Annotated in this window: 18 protein-coding genes and 1 tRNA gene; 7 read left to right on the top strand and 12 right to left on the bottom strand. The window is 55.1% G+C overall.

Features of this window, described 5'->3' with window-relative positions; translation table 11 throughout:
* Nucleotides 1-334 precede the first annotated feature (334 nt).
* The 8 genes from ACTYEO_RS12865 to ACTYEO_RS12830 all read right to left on the bottom strand — a co-directional run bounded on the left by ACTYEO_RS12865 (nucleotide 335) and on the right by ACTYEO_RS12830 (nucleotide 6,195).
* Entirely contained in the window at nucleotides 335-589 is a 255-nt protein-coding gene (locus ACTYEO_RS12865; RefSeq protein WP_449324149.1) for a hypothetical protein, read from the bottom strand.
* Between the two features lie 290 nt (nucleotides 590-879).
* A complete protein-coding gene (locus ACTYEO_RS12860) occupies nucleotides 880-1,479 on the bottom strand; it encodes a hypothetical protein (protein WP_449324148.1) in 600 nt (199 codons plus the stop codon).
* A 197-nt stretch (nucleotides 1,480-1,676) separates the two neighbouring features.
* Nucleotides 1,677-2,045: a hypothetical protein gene (locus ACTYEO_RS12855; RefSeq protein WP_449324147.1), complete on the bottom strand. Its 369-nt coding sequence runs from the start codon at nucleotides 2,043-2,045 to the stop codon at nucleotides 1,677-1,679.
* A complete protein-coding gene (locus ACTYEO_RS12850) occupies nucleotides 2,042-2,197 on the bottom strand; it encodes a hypothetical protein (RefSeq protein WP_449324146.1) in 156 nt (51 codons plus the stop codon). The genes ACTYEO_RS12855 and ACTYEO_RS12850 overlap by 4 nt, the downstream gene beginning before the upstream one ends.
* A 182-nt stretch (nucleotides 2,198-2,379) precedes the next feature.
* Nucleotides 2,380-2,455, bottom strand: a tRNA-Thr gene (locus ACTYEO_RS12845).
* A 103-nt stretch (nucleotides 2,456-2,558) separates the two neighbouring features.
* Nucleotides 2,559-4,076 carry a heme biosynthesis HemY N-terminal domain-containing protein gene (locus ACTYEO_RS12840; protein WP_449324145.1) on the bottom strand — a complete coding sequence of 506 codons (1,518 nt, stop codon included), beginning with the start codon at nucleotides 4,074-4,076 and terminating at the stop codon, nucleotides 2,559-2,561.
* Between the two features lie 15 nt (nucleotides 4,077-4,091).
* Nucleotides 4,092-5,378, bottom strand: coding sequence for a COG4223 family protein (locus ACTYEO_RS12835; protein ID WP_449324144.1), 1,287 nt, complete (start codon nucleotides 5,376-5,378; stop codon nucleotides 4,092-4,094).
* A 97-nt stretch (nucleotides 5,379-5,475) separates the two neighbouring features.
* On the bottom strand, nucleotides 5,476-6,195 hold the full coding sequence (locus ACTYEO_RS12830; RefSeq protein WP_449324143.1) for a uroporphyrinogen-III synthase: 720 nt from the start codon (nucleotides 6,193-6,195) through the stop codon (nucleotides 5,476-5,478).
* A 62-nt stretch (nucleotides 6,196-6,257) separates the two neighbouring features.
* Between ACTYEO_RS12830 and tsaD the strand changes: the two genes are divergently transcribed.
* From tsaD to ACTYEO_RS12805, 5 genes are all read left to right on the top strand, one after another.
* Nucleotides 6,258-7,343, top strand: coding sequence for a tRNA (adenosine(37)-N6)-threonylcarbamoyltransferase complex transferase subunit TsaD (gene tsaD / locus ACTYEO_RS12825; protein ID WP_449324142.1), 1,086 nt, complete (start codon nucleotides 6,258-6,260; stop codon nucleotides 7,341-7,343).
* The gene (locus ACTYEO_RS12820) at nucleotides 7,340-8,287 is read left to right on the top strand and encodes an NAD(P)H-dependent glycerol-3-phosphate dehydrogenase (protein ID WP_449324141.1); all 948 of its coding nucleotides are present in this window, start codon (nucleotides 7,340-7,342) and stop codon (nucleotides 8,285-8,287) included. The genes tsaD and ACTYEO_RS12820 overlap by 4 nt, the downstream gene beginning before the upstream one ends.
* Nucleotides 8,288-8,293: 6 nt before the next feature.
* Nucleotides 8,294-8,566, top strand: a complete 273-nt coding sequence (locus ACTYEO_RS12815) for a YciI family protein (RefSeq protein ID WP_449324140.1) — start codon at nucleotides 8,294-8,296, stop codon at nucleotides 8,564-8,566.
* Nucleotides 8,566-8,985, top strand: coding sequence for an EVE domain-containing protein (locus tag ACTYEO_RS12810; protein WP_449324139.1), 420 nt, complete (start codon nucleotides 8,566-8,568; stop codon nucleotides 8,983-8,985). The genes ACTYEO_RS12815 and ACTYEO_RS12810 overlap by 1 nt, the downstream gene beginning before the upstream one ends.
* Nucleotides 8,986-9,047: 62 nt before the next feature.
* Nucleotides 9,048-9,446, top strand: coding sequence for a DUF1761 domain-containing protein (locus ACTYEO_RS12805; RefSeq protein WP_449324138.1), 399 nt, complete (start codon nucleotides 9,048-9,050; stop codon nucleotides 9,444-9,446).
* Nucleotides 9,447-9,694: 248 nt separating this feature from the next.
* On the opposite strand, the gene ACTYEO_RS12800 is transcribed toward ACTYEO_RS12805, so the two are convergent.
* From ACTYEO_RS12800 to ahcY, 4 genes are all read right to left on the bottom strand, one after another.
* Nucleotides 9,695-10,036 (bottom strand): DUF2853 family protein, encoded by a 342-nt coding sequence (locus ACTYEO_RS12800; protein WP_449324137.1) that lies wholly within the window; start codon nucleotides 10,034-10,036, stop codon nucleotides 9,695-9,697.
* A 132-nt stretch (nucleotides 10,037-10,168) separates the two neighbouring features.
* Nucleotides 10,169-10,894: a class I SAM-dependent methyltransferase gene (locus ACTYEO_RS12795; RefSeq protein WP_449324136.1), complete on the bottom strand. Its 726-nt coding sequence runs from the start codon at nucleotides 10,892-10,894 to the stop codon at nucleotides 10,169-10,171.
* Nucleotides 10,895-10,913: 19 nt separating this feature from the next.
* Complete coding sequence (locus tag ACTYEO_RS12790; protein ID WP_449324135.1) at nucleotides 10,914-11,870, bottom strand: hypothetical protein; 957 nt, start codon at nucleotides 11,868-11,870, stop codon at nucleotides 10,914-10,916.
* Nucleotides 11,871-11,886: 16 nt separating this feature from the next.
* Nucleotides 11,887-13,275: an adenosylhomocysteinase gene (gene ahcY, locus ACTYEO_RS12785; RefSeq protein ID WP_449324151.1), complete on the bottom strand. Its 1,389-nt coding sequence runs from the start codon at nucleotides 13,273-13,275 to the stop codon at nucleotides 11,887-11,889.
* 83 nt (nucleotides 13,276-13,358) lie between these two features.
* Here ahcY and ACTYEO_RS12780 point away from each other — a divergent pair, with 83 nt between their 5' ends.
* On the top strand, nucleotides 13,359-13,577 hold the full coding sequence (locus tag ACTYEO_RS12780) for a hypothetical protein (protein ID WP_449324134.1): 219 nt from the start codon (nucleotides 13,359-13,361) through the stop codon (nucleotides 13,575-13,577).
* 81 nt (nucleotides 13,578-13,658) lie between these two features.
* Nucleotides 13,659-14,255 carry a hypothetical protein gene (locus tag ACTYEO_RS12775; RefSeq protein WP_449324133.1) on the top strand — a complete coding sequence of 199 codons (597 nt, stop codon included), beginning with the start codon at nucleotides 13,659-13,661 and terminating at the stop codon, nucleotides 14,253-14,255.
* The last annotated feature ends 10 nt before the right edge of the window (nucleotides 14,256-14,265 follow it).

Here is a 14,265-nt window from a genome sequence, read left to right as displayed (position 1 = left end):
AGAATGTCCAAATTGTGTTCTTTGGTTCAGTAACTCATAGGGTGAAGATTCTATCTAGTTTAAATCGCAGAGCGGTACACCAAAACCAAATCTTTGTCTTGGATTCGGAGACGGAAACCTGTCTAGCCCCGTCGTTTAGTACCATTAATTTGGGGTTTCTCTAATAAGGTTTCTGGGGCGGGTGGACGCATAGTTAGGGCATGATGAGGGCGGATTTGGTTGTATGGCCACGATAAGACTTCAAGTCAGATTACATTTCGATGCTCTGGGCTGCGCTCTACCTAAAATGCTCTAATGCCCACCCTGCCACGGTTATAACGCCGCTACGACCTTGCTAGAGGCACACCTTCGGGTCGTCTGGATTGACCAGCCAAGCGCCATGTCTGAAGCCAATGCTCTGCCAGTTCACGTGATAGCTCAGATTGCGATACCTGCCGCCCGTGTATTTCTGCACAATGAACTGCTTTGGGTAGCGTGATGTCTCCTTGCCCACGATGATGCGGTAATTGCCACGCTCAAGAACGATGTCATCGTAGAATGGTGAACTCTCTTGCGTGGATGCGGCTTCAAACTTTGCTTCGTGTTTCATCAGGAAGCCCCACCACTAAAGCGGGCATAGTAGTCAGCCACAGATGTGCCTAGCTCGTCAGATGGGTTGTATTGGCCGTGAGAACGCACGAAGCGTGTCATGCCTGTAATGCCACCAAGATGCGCCACAGCTCGTAGTCCATCCCTGTCGTAACCAGCAGCCTCACTTCCAAGATCATCTATGGCTTGATCAATAGATGCTACGTGCCACTGCCCCACTCGCTGCTGTAGCTCCGTGTCCTGCACGAAGTCGTGCTGCGTGAATGTCTCGCCTGTAGCGTTACGATAGTCCTATAGCCGTGCATCAGAGAATTGCAAAAGCCCCACATGCCTGCGACCATCACGTGTGGTGTATTCAGCGTCCGCCCTACCACCTGACTCAATGGCTGTAAGTGCGTCCATGAAACTCGAAGCATCCCCAGCGTTATCGTTACTAGTATAGGTTGGCGCTGGGCGCTGTGGCCTTGAGATTAGCGCCTCTGTCTGGCTGTTCGTTTTACTACCTGTTCTGATGAATGAAGGGCCACAAGCTAATACTTCTTCAAGTGGTGGCAGTGCATCCCACTCAGAGGAAGCGCTATCTAGTTCGACTTGTCGTGCTGCAAAGTCAGGGCGATCTTCTTCTGCGTTAAGCAACGCCAAGATGACTTTGCGCTTATCCATGTCAGCATTCGGGTAAAGCCTGCTGATTGCCTGTGCGGCTGAGATATTCGAGAAGCGCATTACACGATTGGCTTCCCGTGCCATCACAAGGATAGCGTTGCGTTGTGCCTCTGGCATGGAAGCTAGAATGTCGTCAGGATCACCTGAGACATTGATAGTCAGACGATTACGCAGTTCATCAAGAACGGACGATGGGTTCTCGCCTGTTGGATTCATTAAGCCTGACATGATTTGAGGCTCCTTATTGTTATATGGTTGGGGAGGATTGGTTGCAGCCAAAAAGCAAAAGCTATGGGGTCTTACTCAAAGAGCGAGGACCACTGATAGCGTCCAGATCAAATTAGGGTTTTGCTGTTCAAATGGACAAATTGGTAGACAACCCAAACATGGGGGGTGTCTGATATTACGGACGCTGAGAAGCCTGCTTAACTGATGAAACGCCCAGTTAGATCAGTAACGCGGAGCTTGCCGTAAGGGATATTCAGATCGTTATCAGCTTCAAGAATGCCATTCTCAAGGCAACGCTTCAGCCATTTGGGGATCATCGTACTTTGACCGTCTGCGTGATACAGGGCTGCGGAACGATGTCGAATGTCTAGGGTTGTGTTTAGCTCATGGGCAAGCGCTATTGCTGATGCAAGCTCATTGTGACGATGCCCGTTCTGTATTGATCTACGGTACGGAACCACACTGGTTGCCCTGAGAAGACAGGTGAGAATCTCTACCTTCTCATTGAACTCTGGCTTGAGTGCAGCCCTGTCTTGCCCCTGTTGAATTGCTGCGACTAAATTCATGCATTCTCCTTCTGTTCGACATCGAAGAAAGCAGGGTTTGTCTTGGCGGCTGCGACAATGAGTTGCTGATATTTGTTAGTATAAAATAGATTTGGGTATTTGCGCCTGACTTCGAGTGCCTGCACAAAGGAATCGACATGCAAATCATGCATGGGGAGCATCCTTAGATTAGTGATTTAGGGGATTGATCTGAGCTTCTTCAGATACCGTAGTTATACCAGATAACCGCGCAAAAGTCAAAGTAATTGTGATACACGTACGCAGTAAATGTGATACTTTGATGTATCACTGGGCAGGTGAAAGCCCTTATTTAATTTACTATACTATATAGTATTGGTGCCGATGAAGGGACTCGAACCCCCGACCCACGCATTACGAATGCGTTGCTCTACCATCTGAGCTACATCGGCTTTCGGGCGCGCTATTAGCAAGCCTTTTTGAACTTGAATAGCCCCAATTTAAAGCGCTTCGCCTGCGGTGACGCGCCCAACCTACGGCCAGATACGTAAAGATCTAGGATGCCGCGCGCGCTTCGGTTTCCTCCACCTCACCAGAGGGATCATCAAGATTGGTCCCATCATCTGGCGTCACATCCTCGATCTCGACGATCTCGGCATCTTCGGCGGGGGTGTCCTGCTCGGCTGATTTATCCTCAAGCGCGCCGACGATCAAAGGCAGCATCTGATGCGGGCCAGTCAGGGCGGCTTCGGATTGCGGGGCCTCTTCCCAAGCCAGCGTGTCAAAGCTTTCGCATTGCGCGCAGACGGGGCTCCAATCCGCATGGACATGGCCACAGCTGCCACAGAGCCATTGCGCCCCGCGCGATGCCGTCACCGCCTTGGCAAGCCAAGCCCGAACGATGCGATCCTCAGATCCTTCGCCCCGCTCGATCGCTGCCATAATGGTCAGCGAACGCGCGGTTGGATTAGTCTCGGCAAGATCGCCCAAAGCGTGGCGTGCAGTGGCGAAATCCTCGGCTGCGATGTTCAATTCAGCCGCAAGAAGCTTGGTCTCCGCGCTGTCGCGATGCAGCTTCAGCAAGGGGGCAAAGCGTTTCAGACGGGCCGCTGGGGTCTCGTTCGGGGCAATCGCTGCAAAGGCGGCCGCAAGATCAGGATGGGGCGCAACGCTCCATGCCTTTTGCAATGTTTTTGCAGCAGGTTTGACCTGACCGCTTTCAATCGCCATCCGCGCCGACATCACGGCAGCAGGCACCAGAGCAGGCGAAAGGCGGTTGGCCTCAACGGCTTCGCGCTTTGCGTCCTCAACCTTGCCATCGGCCAAGGCCTCGCGCGCATTGGCCAGCGCCAGAACCGCGTCACGCCGTTTATGCACATCGCGTGGCAAATTGCCTGCCTTCAACTTGGCAGCCAAAGTTTCACGCGCGCCTTTCCAATCCTCGTGACGGGCCTGCAATTGCAGCAAGGTGTCTTGCACATCGGCATTGCGCGGTCTGATCGCCAAGGCTTTCTCGGCCAGCTTCATCGCGGTTTCCGTATCACCTGCATCCAGCTTTTGCTTCATCAAGCCACGCACACCGACAAAACGGGTGCGGTCATCGGTGACGAGTTCCTTGAAGGCCGAGGTGGCACGCGCAGTGTCGCCCACCATTTCAGCACCTTGGGCCACGATCAAATTCGTGATCTCGGGCCGATCCAGCAATTTGCCTGCCCGCTCCGCTTTGCGAATGGCCAGACGCCCCTCGCCAGCGGCTAGCGCGAGCATCCCCTCGGACAGGGCTTCATAGCCCTTTTGCTCGCTGCGGCGGTCGAAATAGCGCGAAATCGCGGTTTCATCACCATTGAAAAAGCGCAGTGTCGCGACCAGCAATCCAGCCAGTTTGAACACGATCCAGACCGCGATCAGCAACAGCACCGCGCCCAGAACACTCATCAAGGGGGTCAAAACAAATTCGCGCCCTGCGACAGTCAGAAGGGCGAAATCGCCCATTTCCATAAGATACCCCGCGCCGAGCGTCAGCGCGGCAACGATGGTGACGAAAATCAGAACCTTCAGGAGGGACCAGAGCATGTGAAACGTCCTTCCTTAATTGCCGCCGCCAAGGGCGGTTGCAAAGCTATCAAGAGCCGAGGTTGCATCTTGGCGTGACTGAACATCAAACACCCAAGTCGCGAAGATATCCTGAACCGATGCAGGCAGGGCCGCGATTTCGGACAAGGCCTCATCCAAGGCCCCTCGCCGCACGGCATCTTCGCTGCGTGACAGGATCGCATCGGGGCTGTCACCTTCTTGCGGTGTCAGCGAGCGCCCGCCAACCTGCCCCATGAAGAAAGCACCGATCCGGTCCATCGCCCCTTCGCCCGCGGTTTCACGCAAGGCAACAGGCAGCGCTTCACGCGCAAGGGATGGAAAGGCTGTCTGCAATTCTTCCAGCTTTGGCACACCTGCTTGCGCGACAGCCTCCAAACCAGCCGGCACGTCAACACCCGCGAAAGATGCGGCATCATTCAAAGCCGCCGAGAAGGGCGCGCCACTATCCATGGCAAGCATCAATTGGCTGAGGGCGGCTTGTGCGGCGACATTGCCGACTTGCACCTCTGCACGTTGCTCGGCCTCTGCAATGCGCGTTTCCGCGTCCTGCGCCAAGCTACGAATTTCATCGGTCATCGCCTCATTGGCGGCCTGTTGATTGGCAAGCTCGGTCTGCAATTGTGACAGAGCGGCGGCCATTGCATTGGCATCTGCACCGCCCCCCTCGCCCGCAACGATCGCGGGGCGGGCTTCAAGCGCTTCGATCCGCGCGCTTAAACTCTCAAGCGTCTCGCTGGTGCTGGCCAGATCGGAACTCAAGGTCTCAATACGTGTCTCCAAACCCGTGAGATCAACGCCTGCCGTCTCACCAGTGGCGGCCTCCAAAGCTTCGGTCCGCGCGATCAAATCGTTCAAATCCTGTGCTTGGCCATCTAGTGCCGCGGAAACATCTGCTTCCGCCGCGGCATCGCCACCTGCGCCTTGAACGGGCAAATAGCCAAGATACGCGGCCCCGTATCCGATACCAGCCGCAACAACACCGCCCAAAACCAGCGGAAAGAACCCCGGACCGCGACGGGGTGCCGCGACTTGTGGTTCGGGCTCAGGCATGGGTTCGGCTGCGGGGTTAGCGTCCTCGGGTGCGGTCGTGTTTTCGTCCAACACTTCGGCTGTCTCCACGCCTTCGCTGGCCTCAACGGCGGCGACCGTATCTTCAGGCGCTCCATCAGCGCTCACCTCAGCAGGAACCGCTTCTTCCGCAGCCTCAACCACATTGTCCTGAACTTGATCTGTATCCTGCGCTTTTTTCGCGCTAGGCCGCTTTGAGCTGGCTTTGGCCAAGGTAAATCCCCCGAGTCTTCACTACTTAAATATCTTATGCCCCAATTGGGCAGAGCGAGTCATTGGAGGATAAAGTCGCATGCCTCTGGCGGAGGGGCTAGGGGGAAATGTGCCTTGAAAGCGATTGCAGCATATTCGCCCCATCGGGATGATCCGCCGTTTCGCAAATTGCCGCAATTTCAGGCGCAAGCGCGTCACGCGTGGCGGCACTTATGGCAATCGGCAAAAGCTGCACCGTCATCTCTGCTCCAAGCATGGCCTGCGAGAATAACGCCGCATTTCGCGGCGAGAATATGGGGGCCACCACCTGCCCGTGACCCCGCAAAAGCGCATGCAGCGCGGGCGCAACTGGAAGGGGCCGTTGGTCATAGATTTCAAGGCCCGCGGCGTCTACGCCGCGCGCAGAGAGGGCCGCGACCAGATCGCCTGCTTTATGCTTGCCTTGTAGATGAAGCACACGGCCTTGCGGTTTGGCCGCCACGATCAAATCGGCCAGATCATCCACGGTCCCTCCGGCAGAAAAGGCCGTGAACCCAAGCTCGGTCGCCGTGGCCGTTGTTCGGTCACCCACACAATAGGCGGGCAGGTCGCGGCGCGTCGTTTGATCGGCGAAAACCCGCACACCATTTTCCGAAGTGAAGGCCAAAGCCGAGACACCCGACAGATCGACCTGCGCGTCCAGCGCCTGTATCTCCTGCAAAGGGTGGATACGGATATCTGCCTGCGCGCCCAAAACGTCACGCATCTGCCGCGCAAAACGCTCGGATTGCGCAAGCGGGCGGGTCAGAAGGAATACGGGTGCTGCATTGTCAGCCATGATGCGCAATGTTACCTGCGGGGACGGCCCCTTACAATGCACAGGCGCAAGGCAGACGGCGGATGAGCCAAACCTCTTTCACCATACTCGGGATCGAGTCCAGTTGCGACGATACCGCCGCCGCTGTCCTGCGTGAAACAGATGGCGCACTGGATATCCTTGCATCCGTGGTTTCAAGCCAAACAGATTTGCACGCAGCCTTTGGCGGCGTCGTCCCCGAGATTGCCGCGCGCGCTCATGCTGAAAAGCTCGATCTGGTGGTCGAGGAAGCCCTTGAGCAATCAGGCCTCGGCTTGCAGCAGATTGACGCGATTGCCGTCACCGCAGGGCCGGGTTTGATCGGCGGGGTCCTCTCTGGCGTGATGGCGGCGAAGGGTTTGGCCCTTGGGTTGGGCAAGCCCTTGGTCGGGGTGAACCATCTTGCAGGTCATGCTTTGACACCGCGCCTGACAGACGGGGTGGAGTACCCCTATTTGATGCTTCTGGTCTCGGGCGGGCATTGCCAGTTTCTCCGCGTTGACGGGGCCGAGGATTTCACCCGCATTGGCGGCACCATTGATGACGCACCCGGTGAGGCGTTTGACAAGGTCGCGCGTATTTTGGACTTGCCTCAACCCGGCGGCCCTTCCGTTGAGGCTGCGGCCAAATCAGGGGATGAAAAGCGTTTCGCCCTGCCCCGCCCCCTGCTGGATCGTGAGGGGTGCGATCTGTCTTTCTCAGGGCTCAAAACGGCTGTTTTACGCAGCCGTGATGGCCTTGTTGCGCAGCAAGGCGGGCTGACGGAAACCGACCGCGCCGATCTATGCGCCTCCTTCCAAGCGGCCGTTCGTGATGTTCTGGCCGAGAAATCCCGCCGTGCTTTGGCAGTCAATCAAGGTCTTTGCGGCTTTGCCGTTGCAGGCGGGGTCGCGGCCAATCAATCGCTGCGCGGCGCTTTGGAGGGCGTAGCGGCCGAGGCCGATTTGCCCTTTATCGCCCCACCTTTGGCCCTTTGCACCGATAATGCCGCGATGATCGCCTATGCAGGGCTTGAGCGGTTCAAACAGGGTGCCCGTGATAACATGCGCCTTGCCGCCCGCCCCAGATGGCCCCTTGATCAAACCTCACCGGCGCTGCTCGGCTCGGGAAAGAAAGGCGCGAAAGCATGAGCGAACGCATTGATATCGCAGGAGCGGGCGCTTTTGGCACCGCTTTGGCCATCGCGTTCGGACGCGCGGGCCATGAGGTGACGCTATGGGCGCGGCAAGCTGCGGGAGACATCAATGCCGCGCGCGAAAACAAGGCGCGACTGGCAGGCCATGCCCTACCCGATACTGTGCGCGCGACAGGTGACTTGGCCGATCTCAAAGCAGAGATTTTGCTGCTGGCGATCCCCACGCAAAAGCTCGGGTCCTTTCTGGACACATCCCGAGTAGACGCGCCGCATCTTATCTGCTGCTCCAAAGGCATTCACCGTGAAAGCGGGTTGGGGCCAACAGCGCTGATTGCAAGCCAGCGCCCCAAAGCTTTCGTCGCCCAATTGACGGGCCCAAGCTTCGCCGCCGATATCGCGGCGGGCCTGCCAACCGCACTTACCTTGGCCTGCGCCAATGATGCGATAGGCCAAAAGCTTCAAACCACGCTATCGACCAGCACTCTGCGCCTTTACCGCAGCACCGATGTGATCGGGGCCGAACTTGGCGGTGCCTTGAAAAACGTGATCGCCATTGCGGCAGGTGCCGTTATTGGCCGCGGGCTTGGCGAGAGTGCGCGCGCCGCGCTTATGGCGCGTGGCTTTGCCGAAATGCGCCGCATTTCTACCACCATGGGCGCGCGGGATGACACTTTGGCAGGGCTGTCGGGCTTTGGTGATCTGGTGCTGACCTGCACCTCCGAGAAATCGCGCAATATGCGCTTTGGCATGGCGCTGGCGCGCGGCGAAAGCATCGACCCATCAGTGACTGTCGAAGGTCTTGCCACCGCACAGGAACTGGCCGCGCGCAAGGAGCTCGACACACCAATCGCCGATGCCGTCGCGCATCTGGCAAATGGTGATATTACTTTTGACGAGGCGCTTGAGGCGCTTCTTACCCGCCCTTTGAAATCGGAGTGACCCCCAATGCTATACGCCCTTATCTGCACCGACAAAGCCGAGAAACTTGACGTTCGCAAAGCCAATCGCGACGCGCATCTGGCCTATATCAAAGACAGCGGCGTTGTCGCGATGGCAGGCCCGTTTCTGGATGATGCGGGGCAGATGTGCGGATCACTTCTCGTGTTAAAGGTCGAAACCCGCGCCGAGGCCGAGGCTTGGGCCGCAAATGACCCCTATGCCAAGGCGGGCCTTTTCGCAAAGGTCCGCATCGAGGCTTGGAACAAGGTCATAGGCTGATGCGCTACTGGCTGTTCAAATCCGAACCCTCCACCTGGAGCTGGGATGATCAGGTCGCCAAAGGGGATATCGGCGAGGAATGGGATGGCGTGCGGAACTACCAAGCGCGCAACCATATGCGCGACATGCAAATCGGCGACCTCGGTTTTTTCTACCACTCTCAATCGGAAAAAGCGGTGGTCGGCATTGTCGAGGTCATCGCTGAAGCCCATCCCGACAGCACCATTGATGACGACCGTTGGGAGTGCGTGGATATCAAAGCCACCCGCCCCTTTGCCTTGCCCGTCACCCTTGAACAGTGCAAATCCGATGGCAGGCTGGACGACATGATCTTGCTCAAAAACAGCAGGCTGTCGGTGCAGCCCGTGTCCAAACGCGAATGGGACATCATTTGCAGCTTGGGCGGTGTCACCCCTTGAGGGGTGATTTTTTGCGGCTTTTATCCTAGGTTTTCGTAGGCATCTTGCGACAGGAGAGCATCATGGGAATTCTTTCAGTTATTCTTGCAGCCATTGGTGGATTTGCCATAGGCGCGGTTTGGTACATGACATTTTCGAAACCTTGGGCCGCAGTCGCAGGCCTGTCCTTGGATGAAAACGGGCGCCCTGTGGACGGTGGGTCCGTTGTGCCATTCGTGATTGCCTTTGCAGCATCCCTATTGATGGCTGGAATGTTGCGCCACGTCTTTGCCATGGCGGGCATTGATACAGCCGCCAAAGGACTGGTGTCAGGTGTAGGGCTTGGGCTTTTCATCCTCGCACCATGGATTTCAATGAATTACGCCTATTCCATGCGCCCGAGAAACCTGACCCTGATCGATGGCGGATATGCGATCGTCGGACCTGCGATAGTGGGTTTGATCCTCGGGGCCTTGGCCTAGGAGACCTCAGTGGTCTTGGGCTTGAAAATACAGGAGGGTCCCGACACCCCCGAGACCCTCCTTCACCCACGCGCATTCTCGCTCCGCACGTGTTCTATGAGGGCCTGTCATCCTGACCAGGCATGCTTTTCATAGCATGCGCAAAGGCAGCCATGCAAAGCCAATGCGCGAACAGTTTAAGCTTTATAGAATGTGAAAAGGCCCGTCGCAAAACGGGCCTTTGACTCTGTCAGCGTTGTTGCAGGGCGTTAACTATAAACGCTCTCTTTGCCGAAATGCTTAACCAGCATGTAATAGACAACCGCGCGGTACTTGTTGCGCTCGGAACGGCCATAGGTGTCGATGACGGAATCAATGGCTTCCATAAGCTGGGGGCCATCGGCCAAACCAAGCTTCTTCATCAAGAAATTCTTCTTCACCGTTTCAATTTCACCTGCTTGCGTGCCTGCAACAGTGGATGCATCCGCATCATAGATCGATGGACCGCAGCCAATCGTAACCTTCGTCAACAAAGCCATATCCGGCTCCATCCCACATTTCGTGCGAAGATCATTTGCGTAAACAGCGATCAGATCGTCTCTCTTGCCCATAACTTTCTCCCAGTGCGTTTAAGGGGGTTGCCCCATTTTCCATACCACGCAGACAGTGCCGCGCGGACGGGGAAAAATAAAGAAAATTATTTTGACCTTTTCAAAGACGTCCGAAAGTTGCCGGGCGCAGGTTTAGAGCCGCGAAATATAGTCTTTGGGGTCCACCAGATTGAACCGATCATAAAACCCAGTGGCTCCGATATCGAGCAAATCAATATCTGTGTATTTTCTCAAAAGGTCCTCATAGCTGTCTTCCAAAGCCGTGTTGGTGGGGTCCAATTTGGATATGCATGCCAAACCCGTTCTAGCCGCGGCAACTACCTCGACCTGCAAGTCTTTTCGCGTTTCAAGCAGTGCCAATACAACCTTCCACACATCACCTGTCCAAGCCGAAATCCGATCCAAACTGCCTACGTCTCGACTGGTCATTTCATAATTAAAAGGGCAGATATCATGGATGCAGATCACGCCATCAGGCTGCATCGTCTTTTCGGCATTCATGAAATCGCGAAGGGCGAACTCAAAAATATGCATCCCGTCGATGAATGCCAGGTCGGGAACCCAATCCATCTTCTCAAGCATCTTCGACGCGAAGAAGTCATCGCTAGTCTGTTGAAAAAACAGCATTTGTGATGATTGGTTAAACACCGGTGCCGTGATGTTAAACTCCGGATCCACGGCGACATAGCTACAATCAATCTTGGAGATTGAATCACCCGTTCTCGAGCCGATTTCCAAGTATCGAGCAACTTTCTTCCGATGTTGTATTTCCGACAATACTTCACGGTAGCTGACATCTGACATCTGAGGGAAATCAGGGTGATGGAGCGCTTTTTTCTTTTTCTTTTTCAAAAACAACGTGGCGCTCCTTTTTGGCCTACAGGCAAGTTTGAATCGCGCTGTGCAATTGAGTTGCAACACTGCGGTGGGACGTCAACTCATGCAGGCTGCGCATTCTTTCAACAGCTTGCTTCCACTCATGGCTACCGAAGCTCTCTTGCATATGCCGCAATCCCTCGGCAATTGTTTCTGGATTGTTGCTCTTTATCAAGTAGGGATAGTCGCTGCCAAGCTGCTCGACCGCATCATCGGTAGCATTGTTTACCAGTATCGGCGCACCGCAAGCTGCCGCCGTCGCTCCCTTTGTGAACGGCTTCACAACATTCGGTCCCGTCAATGGCCGATCCTTGCGAACGCCGTAATGACAATTGAAATTACCAACTTGCCGCAAACTTCTCTCAAATTCTGCAGGGTTTTCACCATTCAGAAAGGTGACTGCGTGCTCAACTTCCTTTGTAATGACCGTCTCATATGACGTACCAAGGTAGCACATATTCATGCGATTACTTTGTGCGCCCTGTTTGACAAATGCATCAAGCCTTGAGTCATAATTATGCAGGACTGTGAAGACCTTTCCGGTCAAACTATCATCGCCAGATGCGCTACTCGTGAGCAGTGCCTCCACCTGACGCGCGCCCTCGAAAGTCGATGCAATATGCCCGTCAATGCCTCGGTGAATGACATTGTCCAAACTCCCATCGACATAATCGATCAAAGTCGCACGAGCACTTTTTCGTACCAGTTCAAAGTCATCAGGCCCCCACCCGGAAGCTGCATATTTTGAAAATAGTACAATGGCTCCCGGAAAGCAGAGCCTCAAAAGGGTACGAGATAGGCTTTTTGCAGAGCGGCTGACATAAACAACAGATATGTCATAGCTATCACCGTAAAACTGCCGCATATGCTGAGAGAGCTGATGCACCCGCATGACGGATGCACCCATGTTTCTTGTTGACCAACGGTCCAAAAAGACCAGCTTTTGCCTGCTCTTCATCGGACCGCATCAATCCTCAATAGCGGTAATGCTCAGGCTTGAAGGGGCCTTCTGGCGTCACACCGATATAGGACGCTTGATCTTCCGCCAATGTGGTCAGTTTCACACCAATGCGACCAAGGTGAAGGCGCGCGACCTTCTCATCGAGGTGCTTGGGCAGGATATAGACCTCATTGTTGTAGTTCTCGCCGTTCTTCCACAATTCAATCTGGGCCAAGACCTGATTGGTGAAAGAGGCCGACATAACGAAGGATGGATGGCCTGTCGCATTGCCGAGGTTCAGCAAACGGCCTTCGGACAGAAGGATGAGACGATTGCCCGAAGGCATCTCGATCATATCCACCTGCTCTTTGATGTTGGTCCATTTGTGATTCTTGAGAGATGCGACCTGAATTTCATTGTCGAAATGGCCGATATTGCCAACGATCGCCATGTCCTTCATCGCGCGCATATGCTCGATGCGGATCACGTCCTTGTTGCCCGTTGTGGTGATGAAGATATCCGCGCTATCGACGACATCTTCCAACAGAACAACTTCAAACCCGTCCATCGCGGCCTGCAGGGCGCAGATCGGATCGACTTCGGTGACCTTAACGCGCGCACCTGCACCCGCCAGCGACGCGGCCGAGCCTTTGCCCACATCGCCATAGCCCAGAACAACGGCAACCTTGCCCGCCATCATGGTGTCAGTGGCGCGGCGGATACCGTCAACCAGAGATTCCTTACAGCCGTATTTATTGTCGAATTTTGACTTGGTGACCGAGTCGTTGACGTTGATCGCAGGGAAAGGCAATTGGCCGTTCTTATGCAGATCATACAAGCGGTGAACGCCAGTTGTGGTTTCCTCGGACACGCCCTTGATCTGGTCACGGACTTTGGTGAACCAGCCAGGTGAGGCCGCCATGCGCTTTTTGATCTGCGCCTTGATGACTTCTTCTTCCTCGGATGCGGGCACAGGAATGATGTCCTCGCCTGCTTCAGCGCGCGCGCCAAGCAATACGTAAAGGGTCGCGTCGCCGCCATCATCAAGGATCATGTTGGGGCCATCGTCAAACATGAAGGATTTGTCGAGATAATCCCAATGCTCTTCAAGGCTCTGGCCCTTGATCGCGAAGACAGGCGTGCCACCCGCAGCGATTGCAGCGGCAGCGTGGTCTTGGGTCGAGAAGATATTGCAAGAGGCCCAACGGACATCCGCGCCCAATTCCACCAGCGTTTCGATCAGAACAGCGGTCTGGATCGTCATGTGAAGCGAGCCCACAATGCGCGCACCTTTCAGAGGTTGCGATGACCCGTATTCCTCACGCAGGGCCATCAGGCCCGGCATTTCGGTTTCTGCAATGTCCAATTCCTTACGGCCGAACGCTGCAAGATTGATGTCTTTTACGATATAGTCGGTCACAATTGCCTCCTTGGGCACATCTCTGTCTCAAAACGGATTTGTCGGCGACATAGCAGCCGAAACCCCTTACGGCAATGGCGAGTAATATGGCTGCGGCAACGGGACCCGACAAATGCAAAGGCCGCGCAAAATTGCGCGGCCTCCAACTCGAAATCTTGGCAGGATTATTTGCCCTTGCCGGTGCCTTTACCAGCGTCTTTACCGCCGCCTTTTACGCTTTTTCCAGCATCTTTTACATCTTTAGACATTATCATTTCCCCCAAATTAAACCCAGTATGAACCCTCACGCTAAGCTGGAATCATAGATTCACCTAGAATTTTCTGAAAACTTGCCCTGCCGCGTTACACATCCTATCCCTGCCCCATCAGATTTAAGGGGTCCTCTCATGGTAAAAGCACCCGCTCGTGCGTGGCAAAGAATGTTATCAGGACGCAGGCTTGATCTGCTGGATCCAACGCCCGTCGATATCGAGATTGAGGATATCGCGCATGGCCTTGCCTTTGTTGCGCGGTGGAACGGGCAAACGCGCGGTGATTTCGCTTATTCCGTTGCCGAACACTCGATTTTAGTTGAACAGATTTTCACGCTGCAAAACCCCGATGCGCCGATCAAATGGCGCTTGGCAGCCTTGCTGCATGACGCGCCCGAATATGTCATTGGTGACATGATAAGCCCCGTAAAAGCAGCCGTTGGACCAGGTTATGGGGCTTTGGATGATCGTTTGATGGCCGCGATCCATATCCGCTTTGGATTGCCTGCCAGCCTGCCAAAAACCGTGAAAGCCCAGATCAAAAAGGCCGACCGCATCTCCGCTTGGCTGGAGGCCGTGCAAATTGCGGGGTTCTTGGAAGGTGAGGCCGACAAATTTTTCGGGCGGCCCAGTGACGCCCTCATCGGCAATCTCCAGCTTCGCTTGCGCCCACCAGCCGAGGTGCGGGAAGACTTCACCAAACGTCATGAAGAATTGATGGCTGAGCTATAGCAACAAGGCG

The organism is Rhodophyticola sp. SM2404 (assembly GCF_053570515.1).
Note: the sequence above shows the minus strand (reverse complement) of the source record. Positions and strands in the feature narration are given on the sequence as shown.